General features: G+C 63.5%; 16 protein-coding genes. 7 read left to right on the top strand and 9 right to left on the bottom strand.

Going from position 1 to position 18,436, the window contains the following annotated elements; translation table 11 throughout:
* Positions 1-139 precede the first annotated feature (139 nt).
* The gene (gene cra / locus EGJ09_RS05425) at positions 140-1,135 is read left to right on the top strand and encodes a catabolite repressor/activator (protein ID WP_012316208.1); all 996 of its coding nucleotides are present in this window, start codon (positions 140-142) and stop codon (positions 1,133-1,135) included.
* Positions 1,136-1,137: 2 nt separating this feature from the next.
* The gene (locus EGJ09_RS05420; RefSeq protein WP_125923407.1) at positions 1,138-1,914 is read left to right on the top strand and encodes a TatD family hydrolase; all 777 of its coding nucleotides are present in this window, start codon (positions 1,138-1,140) and stop codon (positions 1,912-1,914) included.
* 6 nt (positions 1,915-1,920) lie between these two features.
* Here the strand turns inward: EGJ09_RS05420 and EGJ09_RS05415 are convergent, their stop codons facing one another.
* From EGJ09_RS05415 to EGJ09_RS05400, 4 genes are all read right to left on the bottom strand, one after another.
* Positions 1,921-3,933, bottom strand: a complete 2,013-nt coding sequence (locus EGJ09_RS05415; protein WP_125923406.1) for a methyl-accepting chemotaxis protein — start codon at positions 3,931-3,933, stop codon at positions 1,921-1,923.
* A gap of 102 nt (positions 3,934-4,035) precedes the next feature.
* Positions 4,036-4,866, bottom strand: a complete 831-nt coding sequence (gene ampE, locus EGJ09_RS05410; protein ID WP_046784523.1) for a regulatory signaling modulator protein AmpE — start codon at positions 4,864-4,866, stop codon at positions 4,036-4,038.
* Positions 4,863-5,435, bottom strand: a complete 573-nt coding sequence (gene ampD / locus EGJ09_RS05405; RefSeq protein WP_046784524.1) for a 1,6-anhydro-N-acetylmuramyl-L-alanine amidase AmpD — start codon at positions 5,433-5,435, stop codon at positions 4,863-4,865. The genes ampE and ampD overlap by 4 nt, the downstream gene beginning before the upstream one ends.
* An 85-nt stretch (positions 5,436-5,520) precedes the next feature.
* Positions 5,521-7,686 (bottom strand): DUF1631 domain-containing protein, encoded by a 2,166-nt coding sequence (locus EGJ09_RS05400; RefSeq protein ID WP_125923405.1) that lies wholly within the window; start codon positions 7,684-7,686, stop codon positions 5,521-5,523.
* 243 nt (positions 7,687-7,929) lie between these two features.
* Here EGJ09_RS05400 and nadC point away from each other — a divergent pair, with 243 nt between their 5' ends.
* A complete protein-coding gene (gene nadC / locus EGJ09_RS05395; protein ID WP_125923404.1) occupies positions 7,930-8,778 on the top strand; it encodes a carboxylating nicotinate-nucleotide diphosphorylase in 849 nt (282 codons plus the stop codon).
* Positions 8,779-8,852: 74 nt separating this feature from the next.
* Here the strand turns inward: nadC and trxB are convergent, their stop codons facing one another.
* Positions 8,853-9,815, bottom strand: coding sequence for a thioredoxin-disulfide reductase (gene trxB / locus EGJ09_RS05390; protein ID WP_003247318.1), 963 nt, complete (start codon positions 9,813-9,815; stop codon positions 8,853-8,855).
* 329 nt (positions 9,816-10,144) lie between these two features.
* On the opposite strand from trxB, the gene cysZ reads away from it, so the two are divergent.
* Positions 10,145-10,873 (top strand): sulfate transporter CysZ, encoded by a 729-nt coding sequence (cysZ, locus tag EGJ09_RS05385; RefSeq protein WP_012316215.1) that lies wholly within the window; start codon positions 10,145-10,147, stop codon positions 10,871-10,873.
* A 102-nt stretch (positions 10,874-10,975) separates the two neighbouring features.
* Here cysZ and EGJ09_RS05380 read toward each other — a convergent pair whose 3' ends face one another.
* Positions 10,976-12,292 carry a PAS domain-containing methyl-accepting chemotaxis protein gene (locus EGJ09_RS05380; RefSeq protein ID WP_125923403.1) on the bottom strand — a complete coding sequence of 439 codons (1,317 nt, stop codon included), beginning with the start codon at positions 12,290-12,292 and terminating at the stop codon, positions 10,976-10,978.
* A 174-nt stretch (positions 12,293-12,466) separates the two neighbouring features.
* Here EGJ09_RS05380 and EGJ09_RS05375 point away from each other — a divergent pair, with 174 nt between their 5' ends.
* On the top strand, positions 12,467-13,681 hold the full coding sequence (locus EGJ09_RS05375) for a glycosyltransferase family 1 protein (protein WP_125923402.1): 1,215 nt from the start codon (positions 12,467-12,469) through the stop codon (positions 13,679-13,681).
* On the opposite strand, the gene EGJ09_RS05370 is transcribed toward EGJ09_RS05375, so the two are convergent.
* The 3 genes from EGJ09_RS05370 to EGJ09_RS05360 all read right to left on the bottom strand — a co-directional run bounded on the left by EGJ09_RS05370 (position 13,650) and on the right by EGJ09_RS05360 (position 15,987).
* Positions 13,650-14,753 carry an NADH:flavin oxidoreductase gene (locus tag EGJ09_RS05370; protein ID WP_119687764.1) on the bottom strand — a complete coding sequence of 368 codons (1,104 nt, stop codon included), beginning with the start codon at positions 14,751-14,753 and terminating at the stop codon, positions 13,650-13,652. The two genes, EGJ09_RS05375 and EGJ09_RS05370, sit on opposite strands and share 32 nt — an antisense overlap.
* A 124-nt stretch (positions 14,754-14,877) precedes the next feature.
* Positions 14,878-15,360 carry a glutathione peroxidase gene (locus tag EGJ09_RS05365; RefSeq protein ID WP_046784531.1) on the bottom strand — a complete coding sequence of 161 codons (483 nt, stop codon included), beginning with the start codon at positions 15,358-15,360 and terminating at the stop codon, positions 14,878-14,880.
* Between the two features lie 141 nt (positions 15,361-15,501).
* Positions 15,502-15,987, bottom strand: coding sequence for a peptidylprolyl isomerase (locus EGJ09_RS05360; RefSeq protein WP_012316220.1), 486 nt, complete (start codon positions 15,985-15,987; stop codon positions 15,502-15,504).
* On the opposite strand from EGJ09_RS05360, the gene EGJ09_RS05355 reads away from it, so the two are divergent.
* Both EGJ09_RS05355 and pta read left to right on the top strand, forming a co-directional pair.
* On the top strand, positions 15,986-16,288 hold the full coding sequence (locus tag EGJ09_RS05355) for a DUF3565 domain-containing protein (protein WP_125923401.1): 303 nt from the start codon (positions 15,986-15,988) through the stop codon (positions 16,286-16,288). The genes EGJ09_RS05360 and EGJ09_RS05355 overlap by 2 nt on opposite strands.
* 31 nt (positions 16,289-16,319) lie before the next feature.
* On the top strand, positions 16,320-18,407 hold the full coding sequence (gene pta, locus EGJ09_RS05350) for a phosphate acetyltransferase (protein WP_119687765.1): 2,088 nt from the start codon (positions 16,320-16,322) through the stop codon (positions 18,405-18,407).
* Positions 18,408-18,436 lie beyond the last annotated feature (29 nt).

Here is an 18,436-nt window from a genome sequence, read left to right as displayed (position 1 = left end):
TTACTCGATAATCTTCCGGGGAAAAAGCCCCATCCTGTCGGACAATTGCGACAATGGTCGTCTGCGCGTGGTGGCCGGCCCGGGTCAAACTGCCCGGTCTGGTTGTACAGCCCGCCCCGGTAATAACAAGGAAAATTCGGTGAAACTCAGCGATATCGCCCGTCTGGCTGGTGTGTCCGTGACCACTGCCAGCTACGTCATCAATGGCAAGGCCGAACAGCAGCGCATCAGCAACAGCACCGTCGAGCGGGTGCGTGCGGTGGTCGAGGCCCACGGCTTCACGCCCAACCCCCAGGCTGCGGGCCTGCGCAGCCGGCATACCCGCACCTTGGGCTTCATTCTGCCGGACCTGGAAAACCCCAGCTACGCGCGCATTGCCAAGCAGCTGGAGCAAGGCGCCCGCGCCCGTGGCTATCAACTGCTGATCGCCAGCAGCGATGACAGGCCCGACAGTGAGCGCCAACTGCAGCAGCTGTTCCGGGCCCGGCGTTGCGATGCCCTGTTCGTCGCCAGTTGCCTGCCCCCCGAAGATGACAGCTACCGCGAACTGCAGGACAAGGGCCTGCCGGTTATCGCCATCGACCGGCGCCTGAACCCGGCACACTTTTGTTCGGTCATCAGCGATGATCGCGATGCCAGCCGCCAGTTGGCCGATAGCCTGCTGGCCACGGCACCGCGCAGCATCGCACTGATCGGCGCGCGCCCGGAGCTGTCGGTCAGCCAGGCCCGCGCAGGCGGCTTCGACGAAGCTATGCAGGGTTTTGCCGGGGACGTGCGCCGTTATCAAGGCGAGGCATTCAGCCGCGAATGCGGCCAGCGCTTGATGCAGCAGTTGATCGACGAGCTGGGCGGCCTGCCGGATGCCTTGGTCACGACGTCCTACGTGCTGCTGCAAGGCGTGTTCGACACCCTGCAGGCGCGCCCGGCCGATTCGCGCCTGCTGCACCTGGGCACCTTCGGTGACAACCAGTTGCTCGATTTTCTGCCGCTGCCGGTCAACGCCATGGCCCAGCAACATGGCCTGATCGCCGCCACCGCCCTGGAACTTGCCTTGGCGGCCATCGAGGACAAACGCTACGAACCCGGCGTGCATGCCATCGGTCGAACCTTCAAGCAACGTATTACTGTGGCCTGAACATGCGCCTGATCGACACTCACACCCACCTGGACTTCCCCGACTTCGATGCCGACCGCACGCGCCTGCTGGCTGACGCGGCAGGGCGTGGGGTGGAGCGCATGGTAGTGCTGGGGGTTTATCAGGCCAATTTCCAGCGGGTGTGGGAGCTGGCCTGCAGCGATGAGCGCGTGCGCGCAGCGCTTGGGCTGCATCCGATCTACCTGGAGCAGCACCGCCCCGAGCACCTGGTGCAGTTGCGCCAATGGCTTGAACGCCTGCAGGGCGATCCGCGGCTGTGCGCCGTGGGCGAGTTCGGCCTGGACTACTACGTCGAGACGCTGGACAAGGCGCGCCAGCAAGCGCTGTTCGAAGCACAATTGCAGATGGCTTGTGACTTCGAACTGCCCGCCCTGCTCCACGTGCGCCGCAGCCATGCCCAGGTGATTGCCACACTCAAGCGCTACAAGCCGGCGCGGGCCGGGATCATCCACGCGTTCGCGGGCAGTTATGAAGAGGCGCGCGAGTACATGAAGCTTGGTTTCCGGCTCGGGCTGGGTGGTGCCGGGACCTGGCCGCAGGCAGTGCGCTTGCGCAAGACCCTGCCGCGCCTGCCGCTGGAAAGCATCGTGCTGGAAACCGACGCCCCGGACATGGCCCCGGCGATGTTTGCCGGTGAGCGAAACAGCCCGGAGCATTTACCGGAGATTGCCGGGGCATTGGCTGAGGTAATGGGCATTGATGTGCACGTGTTGGCCGAGGCCAGCAGCAAGAACGCCTGTGAGCTGTTTGGCTGGTAGTACTGGCTAAACCCTGAACGCCCCGATCAACCGTTTCAACTCTACCACCTGCTCCGACAATGCCCGGCTGGCATCCTCGGCCTGGCAAGCCCCCACCGAGGTGTCCTGTGCCGCCTGGTTGATCGCCACGATGTTCTGGTCGATGTCATGGGCCACCGCCGTCTGCTGCTCTACCGCCGCCGCTATCTGCTGGTTCTGCTCGACAATGCCGCCAACCGCGCCAAGGATGTTGCCCAGCGCCTGCTGCACCTGGCGTGCCTCCTCGACCGTGCCCGCAGCCATCTGATGGCTACTGCCCATTGCGCGAACCGCTGCCCCGACACCGTCCTGCAAACGCTGGATCATCTGCGCTATCTGCGCGGTGGAATCCTGGGTGCGCTTGGCCAAGGTACGCACTTCATCAGCGACCACGGCAAACCCCCGGCCTTGCTCACCGGCCCGAGCTGCCTCGATTGCAGCGTTGAGTGCCAGCAGGTTGGTCTGCTCGGCGATACTGCGGATCACCTCCAGGACTTGGCTGATCGCCTGGCTGTCGTCAGCCAGCTGATTGATCGCCAGCACCGTCTGGTCGATTTCGGCTGCCAGCCGGCCAATGCTGCCCTGCTGCTCTTGCACCAACGTGCGGCCATTGGCACTTTCGTGGTTGACCTGCTGCGCACCATCGGCGGCCAATGCAGCGCTGCGCGCCACTTCCTGCGCAGTGGCGCTCATCTGGTTCATCGCCGTGGCGACCTGCTCGATCTGTTCACGCTGGCCGCTGACTGACTGGCTGCTGCGTGCCGATACCGCCAGTACCTGCCCGGCCTGCGCTTCGACCGCCACAACGGTGTGGCCGACCTGCTCGATCAGGCAACGGATACGGCGCACGGTTTCGCTGAAGCCCTGGGCCAGTTCGCCCAGTTCGTCGCGGCTGTTGGCCTTGAAACTGACCGTCATGTCACCGGCCGCCACCTTGTCCATCGCGCCGCCCAGCTTGCGCAGGGTCGTGCGGATCGATACATAGAAGCCCCCGTAGAGGTAAAGGATCAGTGCGAAAACGCCCGCCAGTACGGCCCCCAAGGCGACCATGCGCAGGCGCTGCTGGCCAAGACGCTCCTGCAACTGCAGGTGCAGATGCCCAAGGACTTGCTCGTTCAGTTGGTAGGTGTGAGCCATCAGCTCACTCACCTGTCGATAGAAGGCGGGCCAGGGCGCATCAAGGGTTTCAGCGACCACCACACGCTCCTCGAACAACGCGGCGGCTTGCTTGACGGAAAGCTTGCTGGCCTGTGCCGCGGCGGTCATGTCGGCAGGGACGCCGGGGTCACTGGCCAGGGCTTCATCCACCCGCATGCCATAGTCCGCCGCCAAACGCTCCAGGCGTTGCAGCAGGTCTTCGAAGCGGACGCTGCCGGATGAGTCGATGAACCCTCGGCCAAGCGCGATGGCGCCCATCGTCCTGCCCTCGCCCAAGGCCAGGGTCACCTGGGCGGTGGCAGTGCCGAGCAGTTCGCTCAACTGGCGCACCGAAACCTGGCTGTCCTGGCTCAGGCCGGACTGGCTGGCCACCAGTTTGCTCAGCACCTGTGCTTGAGCCAGCAGCTTGTCGAACAGGGCGACCTTGGCCTGCAAGGACGTTTCGGCCTGGGCGCTGGCAAAAGCGCCAGCCAGCTCGTCCAGCTTGGCCTGGGGAACCGACTCATGGCCCTGCAGGGCCTGCACCTGTGCCTGGACCTTGTCCTGCAACGCAGCGATGCGTGACTCCAGGTCGCCGGCCTGGCCCGACTGCCCGAGCACGGCATTGATCTGCATGAGGTTGCCGAGGGCTTCCAGGTCGGTGCGCAATGCCAAGCTGCCGCTAAGCGGGGTAATACCCTGCAATTGGGCACGGGTTGCCTGAAACTGCTGATAGGCGTCGCGCACCAGGTAGCTGCTGGTGGCGAGCATGGGCAGGAAGAACAGGGCGCTGATGAGGCTGAACTTCTGGCCGAAGCTCAGCCGGTTCATCAGTGCGATTGCCGGGTAGAGCAGACGCTTCACGGGGCACCTCCTTGGATTCTTGTTGTTCTGCGAGGGGTAGCACTAGGCCACCTGTATAGCGCAGATCGAACCGGAGGTTTGTAACTTAAGGTTAACCGGCGCTCAGACCAGCACCGTCCACAGCGCAAAGCCCGCATACCACAGCACCGCACAGCGCAGCAGCAGCTCCCACAGGCTATCGAGCCGAGCCAGACCGCGCTGGCTGTCCTCTTGTTCGGGAATGTCATCGGCAACCCGCCCGACCCTGGCCACCAGGTGCCCGGCGCTGATGTGCCAGTTGAGCAGTTCGTGCAGCATCACGCGGGTCACTGCGACGAAATTGCCGACGAGGGCGAAACTCAGGGCCAACACACGTACCGCAAGCCAGTCCATGATGTGCCGCAGCTGCTCGGCCCGGGCCTTGAGCGCAGGCTGGCAACTGTTATCGCCTGTCAGCGCCAGCAGGCGATAGGCCAGCGCCGCCCCGGGGCCGAGCACGAAGTACCAGAAGATCACGGCGAAGAAACTCTGATAGGCCTGCCACAACAGGTAGCCTTGCACGCGCACCAGCAAAGCCTGGGGTTCATCAGCCACCAGGCCCAGGTCGCGCTCGGCCACATGCAGCGCGGCCTGGTCGTCGCCGCGCCGCCAGGCATCGCGAAACGGCCCAAGGGCGGCCTTGGCATCGCCGCGGCCGAGGCTGTAGATCAGCACCAGCAGGTGCACCGGCAGGGCCAGCAAACCATAGGCCACCGGGTCGAGCACGTGCAGCAGCAACACCAGCACCGCCACGGGTGCAAGCACCAGGATGGCCAGGCTCCACCAGGGGTGCACCTTCCCGCTGCGCTCCAGGCGCACCAGCTCGCCCAGGAAGAAGCCATCGCGCTGTACCTGATGGCGCAGGGCGGAGAACTTCTCGACCCACAACGCCAGTATCAACACCAGAAAACTCATGCCTTGTCCTCGTTGTGCTGCACGGCTGCGCGGTAACGCTGCCAGTCGAATGCCGGGCCAGGGTCGGTCTTGCGCTGCGGGGCAATATCGCTATGGCCCTGGATCCGGCCCAGGTCGATAACCGGCCAGGCCGCCTGAATCTGCCGGGTGAGTTGCTCCAGCACACGGTACTGGGCATCGCTGTAAGGCAGGTCGTCGGTACCTTCCAGCTCGATACCGATGGAAAAGTCGTTACAGCCTTCTCGCCCGTCAAAACATGACACGCCGGCATGCCAGGCACGGTCGAGCAACGACACGAACTGGGTCACCGCACCGTCGCGTTCCACGAACAGGTGCGCCGATACGGTCAGGTGGCTGATGCTGGCAAAGTAGGGATGCTCGCTAGGGTCCAGGCGGTTCTGGAAGAACTGTTGGACTTTGCCGCTGCCGAAGCAGGCCGGCGGCAGGCTGATGTTGTGGATCACCAGCAGGGAAATCGATTCGCCCTCGGGTCGCGCGTTGAAGTTCGGCGAAGGGCAGTGGGTGATTCCGTTTCCGTGGAACCAGCCGGTGGCACGGTCCAATTGCATGGGGCAGTTCCTGAAGAACGCTGGGTACAGAGGCGCAGTATGCCCTGCCAGTATCGCGCTTTGCATGTGAATCTGCAGTAGCAGGTCAATGAACCTGCTGCTGGCGCAAGCTTTCCAGCACGGTCTCCAGCGCCCGCTCGAACAGCAGGCCATCGTCCAGCAGCCGCACCTCACCAAGGCGCAGTGCTTGGGCGAGGCCCAGCATGTTCCACTCGCGGACCTTCATCCCGGTGCGGTTGGCGAATACCAGGCGGTCACTGCTGTCGATACGCGCCACCAGTTTGCAGCGCAACGGCTCGTCATCGTCGAGCACTTCTATCCAGGCGCCGATGCGCAGGCGCTGTACCGCACGCAGTTGTGCGGCTTGCTCGTCGTGCGGGTGCAGCGGCGCACAAGCGGGCTCTTCGGCCATGGCCAGCACGATGTCCTCAGCCACCAGCACTTCGGCCAGAGCCTGACCGTCTGGGGTTAGCGGCAGTTCGGCCCCCGCACAGGCACGCAGGTGCAGTTGCTCGAGTTGCTGGAAAAAGTCGCGGGTCGCCTGCGAGTCCAACGCCACGCCGGCCAAACCCTCACGCAATGCCTTGAGCAGGCCGGGCACTTGCTGCAGCAGGGCCTGCGGATCACGCCGGGGAATGATGCTGGCAAGCAATGTGTCCATGGTCGCTAGGGCGTTGATCCACGCCGAAGAGCCCTCACCCTGTTTGAGCCATGCCAGCAGCAGCACCTGGCTCCAGGCTTGCACCAGCATCTGCACGACCGCTTGAGGCAGCACCCGGCCGCGCAAGCGCTGGTTGAGTACCTGTTGCACCTGCTGGCGAGCCTGCACGGCGCGCGCACGCCCTTCTTCGGCATCGCGGGTGCGTTGCTCGAGCAGTTCGTTGCGCCGCCGTTCATCCTGGCTGAAGGCCATGAAGTCCTCCAGCAGTTCGGCGAACAGGGCCGAGTCCTCGGTGAAGTCATTGAGCAGACGCTGGACGATGCGCCCTACACGCAGGTGCAGGCTGTCACGCAGGCCTTCGCTACCGGTTTCCCAGCCGATCGAGGCTGCAGCGATCTCATTGAGCAAGCGCCGAGCAGGGTGGCTGGCGCGGCTGAACAGCCCTTTGTCGAGCAATGCCACCTTGAGCAACGGGATGTGCAGGCGGGCAATCAGCGCCCGCAGGCTGTACGGCAGGTTGTCATCGGCCTGAATGTAGTCGAACAGCAGGCCGACCAGGTTGATCATGTCTATGTCGGCCGTGGCAATACGCCGGCGGGTGCCACTGCGCACGCTGACCCGCAACAGCAACTGTTCGAGCTGCTGGCCGAGGTCGAAATCGTCTTCGTCGAAGGTAGCCGGCACATAGTGCTGCAAATGCGTGAGCAGGCGCAGCAGGTCGGCGGTGCTTATCGGCTGGGCTGTGGCAATGGATTGCAAGCGTGGCGCGATCCTGCCGCGGGCCGGTGCCAGCAGCCCTTGCACCGAGGTGAAGAAAGCCTGGCCGGCACTGTCCGCGCCGATGGCCTCGTCAGGCCCCAGGCTGGCCGGCGTCCGCCGCGAGCTCAGGCGACAGTCCTCGGCACGCCGGCGCGGCGCAGGCGGCAGCTCTGCCAGCACGCCGGCAGCGGCCAGCAACTGGTTGGCTTCGCCGTAGAGCACGTCGGTATCACGCAGCACGTAACGTTCGAACAACTTCAGCAGGACCAGTTTGACCCGCAGGCCAACACCCAGGTTACGCCCGGCATCAAGGAAGTAGCCACACAATGCGCCAGGCGCCAGGGGGCTTTTTTGCAGGTCCAGCGTACATTCGAGCAGGGCCTGCAAACGCAGGGTCAACTGCTCCAGGGCAATTGCGTCGCGCGACAGCACGCGCGCAACCATACCCTCGACGGTCGCTGCCCGCTCCTGTTGCGCCTTGTTTTTCGGGTGATCGGTAATGGCCACGAAGCCCAGTGGCTCGGCCTCACCTATGCGGGCGAACCTCTCGTAGAACCTGTCGAGAAAGCCGCGCTCGATGCTCTTGCGCTTGAGGCGCAAGTCGCGCATGGCCTCGAAATACAGGTTCTGATCGAAACGGTCAGCAGCCTTCTCGGCCATTTCAAAGAGGGTATCGTCAGCGTTGTCGAACAAAGCCTGCAAGCCCTGGCGCAATTGCAGGGCCGCCTTGTCGCGCACCTGCAGCAACAGCATCGGCAGGCAAGGCAAGGGCGTGCGCGCACCCCGATCGATGGCGGCCGCCAGGGGCACCACCTTGCCTTCTTTATGCATCCCGAACTCCTTGCTGGGCGACGTGTTCGATAAAAGTGAAAAATCGTCAAAGCTATGACGCCAAATACTGGGCGCCATTATCGGTAAAAATGCCGATACCTGCCAGCACCTCTTCACTCGCCGGTAAATGACTGTATTTTTTGCCAAATGCTCACTCCGCCTGACCAAAGGTCAGGTGCAAGGCGGCTGTAAACAGCGGCCCCCTGCCCTATAATCGCCGGCAACTTGCTTGTGGAGCCGACCATGCCGAACCTACGCCTTGCCGACCTGACCGCCGAGATCGAAGCCAACGTGCGCCGCGCCCTGCTGGAGGACATCGGCAGCGGCGACATCACCGCGCAGCTGATTCCGGCCGAGCGCCTGGCCAAGGCCACCATCATCACCCGCGAAGATTGCGTGATTGCCGGCACCGCCTGGGTCGATGCCGTGTTCCGTCAACTCGACCCGCGTGTGGCGGTGCACTGGCAGGTGGCCGATGGTGACCGCGCCACGGCCAACCAGGTGCTGTTCCACCTCGAAGGCCCGGCACGTTCACTGCTCAGCGGCGAGCGCAGTGCGCTTAACTTCCTGCAGATGTTGTCGGGCGTGGCCACACGTGCCCGTGCGCTCGCCGACCTGGTCGACGGTACCCAGGTGCAACTGCTCGACACCCGCAAGACCCTGCCCGGCCTGCGCCTGGCGCAAAAATATGCAGTGACCTGCGGCGGCTGCCACAACCATCGCATCGGCCTGTTCGATGCCTTCCTGATCAAGGAAAACCATATTGCCGCCAGCGGCGGTGTGCCCGAAGCAGTAGCGGCAGCCCACCGCATTGCTCCGGGCAAGCCGGTGGAAATCGAGGTGGAAAGCCTGGATGAACTGCGCCAGGCGTTGAGCGCCGGTGCCGACATCATCATGCTCGACGAGCTGAGCCTGGACGAAATGGGCGAAGCGGTACGCATTACCGCTGGCAAAGCCAAGCTGGAGGCCAGTGGCGGGGTGACCGAAAGCACCCTGCGGGTGATTGCCGAGACTGGGGTGGACTACATCTCCATCGGAGCGATGACCAAGGATGTGAAGGCCGTCGACCTGTCGATGCGCCTGAGCCTCTGAAGGGGGCGAAACCTGCACAAAACCCAAGACACAAAAAAACCGGCCAGATGGCCGGTTTTTTTGTGCGCTGCGGATCAGAACGAGGCGTTGGCCAGGCCGTCCAGGTAGCGCTCAACGTCCAGCGCCGCCATGCAGCCGGCACCGGCAGAGGTGATCGCCTGGCGGTAAACGTGGTCAGCCACGTCGCCTGCGGCAAACACGCCTTCGACATTGGTGGCGGTAGCGTTGCCTTCACGGCCGCCGTTGACCACCAGGTAGCCGTCCTTCAGGGTGAGCTGGCCTTCGAACAGCGAGGTGTTCGGCGTGTGGCCGATGGCGATGAACACGCCGTCGACCTTGATTTCGTCGCTGCTGCCATCGTTGTTCTTCAGGCGCGCACCGGTCACACCCATGTTGTCACCCAGCACTTCGTCCAGGGTAGCGTTGAGCTTGAGCTCGATCTTGCCTTCGGCGACACGGGCGTTGAGCTTGTCGACCAGGATCTTTTCGGCACGGAAAGTTTCGCGGCGGTGCACCAGGGTTACCTTGCTGGCGATATTGGCCAGGTACAGCGCCTCTTCAACGGCAGTGTTGCCGCCGCCGACCACAGCCACCGGCTTGTTGCGGTAGAAGAAGCCGTCGCAGGTAGCGCAGGCCGACACACCCTTGCCCATGAAGGTTTCTTCCGAGGGCAGGCCCAGGTATCGCGCGCTGGCACCGGTGGCGATGATCAGTGCATCGCAAGTGTACTTGCCGCTGTCACCCTGCAGGGTGAAGGGCTTGTTGGCCAGGTCGACGGCGTTGATGTGGTCGAAGACGATCTCGGTCTCGAAACGCTCGGCGTGTTCCTGCATGCGCTGCATCAGCGCCGGGCCGGTCAGGCCATGGGGGTCGCCAGGCCAGTTGTCGACTTCGGTGGTGGTGGTCAGTTGACCGCCGGCCTGCATGCCGGTGATCAGCAGCGGCTTGAGGTTGGCGCGGGCGGCGTACACCGCGGCACTGTAACCGGCAGGGCCGGAACCGAGGATGATGACGCGCGAATGACGTACTTCAGACATGTCGAACTCCTGTCGAGCGGGCCTCAGGGGCCGGCATCGGTATACCGGCTGCGCCAGCTGAAATTAAAAAGGACCCACGCAGCACTTGGGGAAGGCTACAACGCGCAGGTCCGAAACCTGAAAGTTGAGCGCACTGTAGCGAGGTGGCAGAGATTAAGGAAATATCCTTCGACAATCCACCTCATAGGCATCCTCTATACGTCAATTTCTCCTATGGAAAAGGCCGTCGTGCTTTTGTTACAGGCAGTTTCCCATCCTCTGCCCGCCTTTCGTCGGCGCGGCAAAGCCGGTAAGGTCAGCGCGTTTTCCCTTCTCTGCGGAGCGTCTCGATGCAAGCCCCTGTCCTCTCTGGCCCCCAGTACCTGCGCGAAGGCCTGAAACTGGTGCTCAGCCCCAATCTGCGGTTGTTCGTACTGCTGCCGTTGGCGATCAACCTGCTGCTGTTCGGCGGCATGATCTACTTCGCCGGCCACCAGTTCGGCCTTTGGCTCGATGCCCTGATGCCTACCCTGCCGGACTGGCTGAGCTTCCTCAGCTACATCCTCTGGCCGCTGTTCGTCGCCTTGCTGGTATTGATGGTGTTTTTCACCTTCACCCTGGTGGCCAACATCATCGCCGCGCCTTTCAATGGTTTTCTGGCGGAAAAGGTCGAGGTGGTGGTACGTGGCGAGGACAACTTCCCGGCGTTCAGCTGGGGCGAGCTGGTGGCGATGGTGCCACGCACCTTCGGCCGCGAAATGCGCAAGCTTGGCTACTTCCTGCCACGGGCCATCGCGCTGTTCATCCTCTCGTTCATCCCGGTGGTGAACGTGATCGCAGCGCCGCTATGGCTGATCTTCGGTGTGTGGATGATGGCCATCCAGTACATCGACTACCCGGCGGACAACAACAAGATGAGCTGGCAGGACATGCTCGCCTGGCTGCGCCAGAAGCGCTGGCAAAGCCTGGGCTTTGGCGGCATCACCTACCTGGCGCTGATGGTGCCGGTGGTGAACGTACTGATGATGCCGGCAGCGGTGGCAGGGGCCACGCTGTTCTGGGTACGCGAGCGCAACTGATCCCCGGCCCGCATGCGCGGCCCGCCGTAGGCGCGGCCTTGTGTCGCGAAAGGGCCGCAACGCGGCCCCAGCAACATGTGCATCACCGCTGAATCCTGGGCCTTACTGCCCCAACCGGCTGGAAAACTGCCCGACCGCATCCACAACTTTCTTCGCCCCTTCCTGAATCTCGACGATCACCCCGCCGGTATCCGCCGCCAGCGCCAGCCCCTGTTCGGCCTGGCGCTTGCTGGTATCGATGATGTCCACCGCCGCCTGGGCCAACTGCTCGTTCTGCTGCACCACCTTGGCGATTTCTTCGGTGGCGGTGCTGGTACGTGAAGCCAGCTGGCGCACTTCGTCGGCCACCACGGCAAAGCCGCGCCCCTGCTCACCCGCCCGGGCGGCCTCGATGGCCGCGTTGAGCGCCAGCAGGTTGGTCTGGCCGGCAATGTCGCTGATGGTCTTGATGATCGCGCCGATCACCTTGGACTGTTTGTCCAGCGCCTGGATGCCTTCTGCGGCTTCCTGCATCGACCCTTCCAGCCCACGCATCACCTCGACGGTCTGGGTCACCACATCGGTAGCCTTGTGCGCACTGTTGTCGGTTTCCAGCGAGGTGTTGTAGGCGATGTCGGCTGCCTGCGCCACGGCCTGCTCCTGATTGACCTGGTCGGTGATCACGGTGGCGAACTTCACCACCTTGTACAGCACATCATGGGCATCGATGATCGGGTTGTAGGAAGCTTCCAGCCACACCGTACGCCCATGGGCGTCGATCCGTTTGAACCGATCGGCCACGTATTCACCGCGGCGCAGCTTGTCCCAGAACGCCTGATAGCCCGCCGAATTGGCTTCTTCCGGCTCGCAGAACATACGGTGGTGCTTGCCGCGAATCTGCTCCAGGCTGTAGCCCACCGTTTGCAGAAAGCGGTCATTGGCAGTCAGCACCTGACCGTCGAGGTTGAATTCGATCACCGCAGTGGAGCGCATCAGTGCCTTGATCAGGCTTTCATGTTCGCGCGAGGTCTCTATGGTGCGGGTCAGGTCGCTGCAGTGCATGGAAAAATGCCTGATGCGTCCGTCACTGCCCTTGACCGGTTGCAGGATCGAGCGCAACCAGGCTTCTTCGCCGTTGCCACGCAGCAACCGGAAAGCACCGTTGAGGTGTTCGCCGCGGCTGATGGCGCTTTTCATGCGTTGGTAGAAATCGAGCTTCTTCACATGTTCCGGCACGATGTCTTCAATATTGCGCCCGATCAACTGCTCGCTGCGGTAAAGCATCTCTTTCTCGAAATTGCCGTTGACCAGTTCGATACGCCCCTGGGGGTCGAGCTGAAGCACCAGCATTTCGCTGTCCAGGCTGTTCTTGATCTGCTCGATGGAATGAAGCTCCTCTCGCAGTTGCTGGATTTCTTTTTTGAGCTTGCTGTTGAACATCACCGCTCCCGGAGCGAGTCACCTGATCGAATGCATCTTCATCGGCTGCCTGGCAGGGCTCTTGAGTGCTGCACGAGGAAATATTCATCCCGCTGGAGCTGCCGGCAATCAGGCGTCATCGGCACGTCACAAGGCTGTCACATAAGCGCAACGCAGCAAGCGGAAACTTTTTTCATGAACACACCTGCCCTACGCATTACCCTCGTCAGTGAAACCTTCCCACCCGAAATCAACGGCGTGGCAAATACGCTCGGCCGACTTGGCGATGGCTTGCGGCAGCGTGGCCACCAAGTGGAGATCGTGCGGCCACGCCAGGCCGGTGAATTGCCCGCAGGCGACGATCAGGACCTTTTGCTGTGCCGCGGCTGGGGCCTGCCGGGCTACCCGGTGCTGCAATGGGGCGAAGTGTCGATGCACAAGCTGTTGAGGCGCTGGCGCCGGCAGCGCCCGGATGTGCTGTACATTGCCACGGAAGGCCCGCTGGGGCTCAGTGCGTTACGGGCGGCCCGGCGCCTGGGCATCGCCGTGGTCAGTGGTTTCCATACCAATTTCCCGCAGTATTGCGGCCGGTATGGCCTTGGCCTACTGGCGCGGTTGCTCACCCATTACCTGCGTTGGTTCCATCGACGCACGGCCACCACCTTGGTGCCCAGCGCCAGCCAGAAGCTGGAACTGGAGCGGCGTGGCTTCGAACGCCTTACGTTGATGGCCCGTGGTGTCGATGCCTGCCTGTTCAACCCGGCCAGGCGCAGCCAGGCGTTGCGTGACGCCTGGGGGTTGGGCCCTGAAGACATCGCCGTACTGCACGTCGGGCGCCTGGCGGCGGAAAAGAATCTGGGGCTGCTACGGCCATGCCTGGACGCCCTGAAGAAGACTTATCCACACACGCGGCTGCGCTTGGTCGTGGTTGGCGACGGCCCGCAGCGTGCTGTTCTCGAACAGCAGCTCCCCGATGCGGTGTTCTGTGGCGCCCAGCGGGGTGAAGCACTGGCCGAGCACTATGCCAGCGGCGACCTGTTCCTGTTCCCCAGCCTGACCGAAACCTTTGGCAATGTCGTGCTCGAAGCCATGGCCTCGGGGCTGGCGGTAGTTGCCTATGATGAGGCCGCTGCCGCCCAGCATATCCGCCACGGGCACAGTGGCGCGCTGGCCATGCCCGGTGATCAGGCGGCGTTCATCGATGCAGCCTGCTGGCTGCTCGAAGAAAGCGAAACCCTGCGCCGGGTTCGCCTCAATGCCCGCCAGCATGCCAGCCGCCAAGGCTGGCCGGCGATCGTCGAGCAATTCGAGACGCATCTGTACAGCGCGTGCCTGGCAGCGCCTGCGGGTACCGAGCCTGCAGGCACCGCTCTGGCGGTCAAGCCAGGGTCGACAGCGCCTCGCGGCTGAACGGCAGCACCTGCGCTTCGCGGCCTTCGCGAACCTTCTGCGCCCATTCGGCATCCACCAGCAGTGCCCGGCCTACGGCCACCAGGTCAAATTCCTCATCACCCAGGCGACGCAGCAAGCCTTCGAGGCTGGCGGGCTTGGCCACCTTGTCGGTATCGACCATGAACTGCAGGAACTCGCCATCGAGCCCGACGCTGCCCACGGTAATGGTCGGTTTGCCTGTCAGCTTGCGTGTCCAACCGGCGAGGTTCAACTCCGAGCCTTCGAACTCCGGCTCCCAGAACCGTCGCGTCGAGCAGTGAAAGATATCCACACCCGCATCGGACAGGGGCTTGAGGAAAGCGGCCAGTGCCTCAGGTGTTTCAACCAGGCGAGCGTTGTAGTCCTGCTGCTTCCATTGCGAGAAGCGCAAGATGATCGGGAAGTCAGGGCCCACAGCGGCGCGCACGGCCTGGATCAGCTCGATGGCAAAGCGCGAGCGGCCCGCCAGGTCGCCGCCGTACTCATCTTCGCGACGGTTGCTGGCGGCCCAGAAAAACTGGTCGATCAGATAGCCGTGGGCGCCATGGATCTCCACGCCGTCCATGCCAATGGCCTGGGCATCGCGTGCTGCAGCGGCGAACGCGGCGATCACCTCACGGATATCGCCCTGTGTCATGCCGTGCACCAGCACCTGCCCATCCTTGACCTTTTCGCTTGGCCCATAGCCCGGCACTCCGGCGTCCGGTTCGGTACCCAGGCGGCGTACCGCGCCCACATGCCACAACTGCGGGACAATACGCCCACCTTCGGCATGGACAGCATCGACTACGCGCTTCCAACCGGCCAAGGCGTCTTCCCCATGAAAACGCGGGACATTGGCATAGCCGTTGGCGGCCTTGTGTTCGACCGTTGTGCCTTCGGTGATGATCAGGCCCACACCTGCGGCGGCGCGGCGGCGGTAGTACTCGACCATGCCATCATGGGGTGCGCCGCCGGGGCAGAAGGTACGGGTCATCGGCGCCATGACGACGCGGGTCGGCAACTCGAGCGCGCCGAGGGTGAAAGGCTTGAAAAGAGGGTTGGTGGGCATTGGGCGCTTCCGTCTGGGTGAGGAAATACGCCTGAGGTTAGGGCCAGTGGAAGGCGTGGCCCAGCATTATTGATCGGGGTGATTCTGCGGTATCGCTGGGGGCGCGAAGCGGCCCCAGGGATAGTCAGCCCAACGCTTTCTCGATGGCTTGCACCACGGTTGGATCATCCGGCGCTGTACGCGGCGCGAAGCGCGCCAGCACCCGCCCGTCCTTGCCCACCAGAAACTTCTCGAAGTTCCAGCTGATATCGCCGGGAAACTCGGCGCCCTCACCCGCCAGCAGGCGGTACAGCGAATGGCGCTGCGGCCCGTTGACCTCCAGCTTTGCCCCCAGCGGGAAGCTCACGCCATAGTTTAGGCTGCAGAACTCCTGGATTTCCTTCTCGCTGCCGGGCTCCTGGCCCGCGAACTGGTTGCAAGGCAGGCCAAGCACATTGAAGCCTTTACCCTTGAACTGCTGTTGCAGCTTTTCCAGCGAAGCGTATTGCGGCGTCAGGCCACACTTGGAGGCGACATTGACCACCAGCACTACCTGGCCCTTGAATGGTGCCAAGGGCAGGTCCTGGCCGTTCAGCGCCTTCAACGTCAGGTCGTGAAATGCACTCATGTTGAATCCCCTCTCAGGTTCCCGGTTGCCGCTGGGGCGAACAGCGCCCACTAAAAAGGCGCTCATCCAAGCCGTGCACCTCCCGGGAGGTTTGTCGGCTTGTCCGAGCGCCTGGCGACTTTCTGAGCTTAGCGCAGAAAATCAGTGGTGATGGCCACCTTCGCCGTGGACGTGACGGTGAGCGATTTCTTCTTCGCTGGCATCACGCACGTTGACGACCTTGACCTGGAAGGTCAGACGCTGGCCGGCCAGCGGGTGGTTGCCGTCGACAGTCACGTCGTCGCCGTCCAGGTCGCGGATGGTGACGATCTGCATCTGGCCGTCCGGTGCCGAAGCGTGGAACTGCATACCCACTTCCAGCTCGTCGACACCCTCGAACATGCTGCGGTTCAGGGTGCTGACCAGTTCGGCCAGGTACTCGCCGTAGGCCTCTTCAGGCTCGATGCTGACGTTCAGTTCGTCGCCAGCCTGTTTGCCTTCCAGGGCTTTTTCCAGGCCCGGGATGATGTTGGCGTGACCGTGCAGGTAGACCAGCGGCGCGCCACCGGCGGAGCTGTCGATGGTCTCCCCGGCGTCGTTGGTCAGGGTATAGTCGATGGAGACTGCCTTGTTGGCGGCGATCAGCATGGGGCAAGACCTTTTGCAAAAGAATGTAGAGCGCACAAGTGTAACCAACGCATCGCCCGATTGCGAACGCAGCGCGGCCGAGGAAAGACCCATCAGTCGGATCATGGGCTTTCACCAGGACACCGAAGGCCACTGGGTGGTCGACCTGTCTTGCGGCCACACCCAGCACCTGCGCCACCAGCCACCGTGGCAGGCGCGCCCGTGGGTGCTCGACCCCCGCCAGCGTGCGCTGCGAATTGGCCAGGCTTTCGCCTGTGGCTGGTGTGCACAAGCGGCCGATAGCGATACCCTTGGCCGTTGATTCCTTGCAACGCTTATTCCGAGAAGCACGCATGCAAACATTTTTCATTGCGCCGACCGACTTTGGTGTCGGCCTGACTTCCATCAGCCTCGGCCTGGTGCGTACTTTGGAACGCGCCGGGCTCAAGGTCGGCTTTTTCAAGCCGATCGCCCAGCCCCACCCCGGGGATACCGGCCCGGAACGCTCCAGCGAACTGGTCGCACGCACCCACGGTATCAAACCGCCAATGCCGCTGAGCCTTGCCCAGGTCGAGCGCATGCTCGGCGATGGCCAGCTGGACGAACTGCTCGAAGAAATCATCCGCCTTTACCAGCAGGCTTGCGTGGGCAATGACGTGGTGGTGGTCGAAGGCATGGTGCCGACCCGCCACGCCAGCTACGCAGCGCGGGTCAACCTGCACCTGGCCAAAAGCCTGGATGCCGAAGTGATCCTGGTGTCGGCACCGGAAAACGAAGTGCTCAGCGAACTGTCCGGGCGGGTCGAGCTGCAGGCTCAACTGTTCGGCGGCCCGCGCGACCCGAAAGTGCTCGGGGTGATCCTCAACAAGGTTCGCACCGACGAAAGCATGGCCGAGTTCGCCGCGCGCCTGCGCGAGCACTCGCCGCTGCTGCGCGGCAACGACTTCAAGCTGCTCGGCTGCATCCCCTACCAACCCGAACTCAACGCCCCACGCACCCGCGATGTGGCTGACCTGCTTGGCGCCCAGGTGATCAACGCCGGTGACTACGAGCAACGGCGCATGAACAAGATCATCATCTGTGCGCGCACCGTGGCCAACACCGTGCCGCTGCTCACCCCAGGCACCCTGGTGGTGACCCCGGGCGACCGCGACGACATCATCCTTGCTGTGAGCCTGGCCGCGATCAACGGCGTGCCGCTGGCCGGCCTGTTACTGACCAGCGACAGCAAGCCCGATGCACGCATCCTCGGTTTGTGCCGCGGCGCCCTGCAGGCGGGCCTGCCGATCCTCTCGGTCAGCACCGGTTCGTATGACACGGCCAACCAGCTCAACTCACTCAACCGCGAGATCCCGGTGGACGACCGTGAGCGCGCCGAATTCATCACCGATTTTGTCGCCAGCCACCTCGACGCTGCATGGCTGCACCAGCGCTGCGGTACGCCGCGTGAGTTGCGCCTGTCGCCTGCGGTGTTCCGCTACCAGCTGATACAGCGGGCGCAGCAGGCCAACAAACGCATTGTCCTGCCCGAAGGCGCCGAGCCGTTGCTGGTGCAGGCGGCTGCGATCTGCCAGGCGCGCGGCATCGCACGGTGCGTGCTGCTGGCCAAGCCCGAGGAAGTCGAAGCGGTGGCCCGTGCGCAGGGGATCACCCTGCCGGCGGACCTGGAAATCCTTGACCCTGAGCTGATTCGCGGGCGCTATGTCGAGCCGATGGTCGACCTGCGCAAAAGCAAGAACCTCAATGCGCCGATGGCTGAGCAACAGCTGGAAGACCCGGTGGTGATCGGCACCATGATGCTTGCGCTGGACGAGGTCGACGGCCTGGTCTCCGGCCTGGTGCACTCCACCGCCAACACCATCCGCCCTGCCCTGCAGTTGATCAAGACTGCGCCAGGCGCCAGCCTGGTATCTTCGGTCTTTTTCATGCTGTTCCCCGAGCAGGTGCTGGTGTACGGCGACTGCGTGATGAACCCGCACCCCAGCGCCAGCGAGCTGGCTGAAATCGCGCGGCAGAGCGCCGAATCGGCGCAAGCCTTCGGCATCGCGCCACGGGTGGCGATGATCAGCTATTCAAGTGACTCGGCGAGCGACGAAGAAGTCGAGAAAGTGCGCGAAGCAACGCGCCTGGCGCAGGAAGCCGAGCGGGGCCTTGTGATTGACGGCCCGCTGCAGTACGACGCTGCCGCCAACCCGGCAATCGCCCGCCAGTTGGCGCCGAACAGCCAAGTGGCCGGGCGCGCCACGGTGTTCGTGTTCCCTGACCTGAACACCGGCAACACCACCCACAAGGCGGTGCAGCGCAGTACCGATGGGGTCAGCCTGGGGCCGATGCTGCAAGGGCTGCGCAAACCGGTGAACGACTTGCCGCGCGGCGCCCAGGTGGACGATATCGTGCACACGATCGCGCTTACAGCCATCCAGGCCAGCGTGGTGCGTTGAAACCTGGGGCTGCTGTGCAGCCCAATCGC

The organism is Pseudomonas sp. p106 (genome assembly GCF_003936645.1).
In the GTDB taxonomy this organism is placed as follows: Bacteria; Pseudomonadota; Gammaproteobacteria; order Pseudomonadales; family Pseudomonadaceae; genus Aquipseudomonas; species Aquipseudomonas putida_E.
Note: the sequence above shows the minus strand (reverse complement) of the source record. Positions and strands in the feature narration are given on the sequence as shown.

Coding starts and splice junctions, on each gene's coding strand:
- EGJ09_RS05420 (WP_125923407.1), top strand. CDS start 1,138: ATGCGCCTGATCGACACTCACACCCACCTGGACTTCCCCGACTTCGAT.
- ampE (WP_046784523.1), bottom strand. CDS start 4,866: ATGAGTTTTCTGGTGTTGATACTGGCGTTGTGGGTCGAGAAGTTCTCC.
- ampD (WP_046784524.1), bottom strand. CDS start 5,435: ATGCAATTGGACCGTGCCACCGGCTGGTTCCACGGAAACGGAATCACC.
- EGJ09_RS05400 (WP_125923405.1), bottom strand. CDS start 7,686: ATGCATAAAGAAGGCAAGGTGGTGCCCCTGGCGGCCGCCATCGATCGG.
- nadC (WP_125923404.1), top strand. CDS start 7,930: ATGCCGAACCTACGCCTTGCCGACCTGACCGCCGAGATCGAAGCCAAC.
- trxB (WP_003247318.1), bottom strand. CDS start 9,815: ATGTCTGAAGTACGTCATTCGCGCGTCATCATCCTCGGTTCCGGCCCT.
- cysZ (WP_012316215.1), top strand. CDS start 10,145: ATGCAAGCCCCTGTCCTCTCTGGCCCCCAGTACCTGCGCGAAGGCCTG.
- EGJ09_RS05380 (WP_125923403.1), bottom strand. CDS start 12,292: ATGTTCAACAGCAAGCTCAAAAAAGAAATCCAGCAACTGCGAGAGGAG.
- EGJ09_RS05375 (WP_125923402.1), top strand. CDS start 12,467: ATGAACACACCTGCCCTACGCATTACCCTCGTCAGTGAAACCTTCCCA.
- EGJ09_RS05370 (WP_119687764.1), bottom strand. CDS start 14,753: ATGCCCACCAACCCTCTTTTCAAGCCTTTCACCCTCGGCGCGCTCGAG.
- EGJ09_RS05365 (WP_046784531.1), bottom strand. CDS start 15,360: ATGAGTGCATTTCACGACCTGACGTTGAAGGCGCTGAACGGCCAGGAC.
- EGJ09_RS05355 (WP_125923401.1), top strand. CDS start 15,986: ATGGGGCAAGACCTTTTGCAAAAGAATGTAGAGCGCACAAGTGTAACC.
- EGJ09_RS05360 (WP_012316220.1), bottom strand. CDS start 15,987: ATGCTGATCGCCGCCAACAAGGCAGTCTCCATCGACTATACCCTGACC.
- pta (WP_119687765.1), top strand. CDS start 16,320: ATGCAAACATTTTTCATTGCGCCGACCGACTTTGGTGTCGGCCTGACT.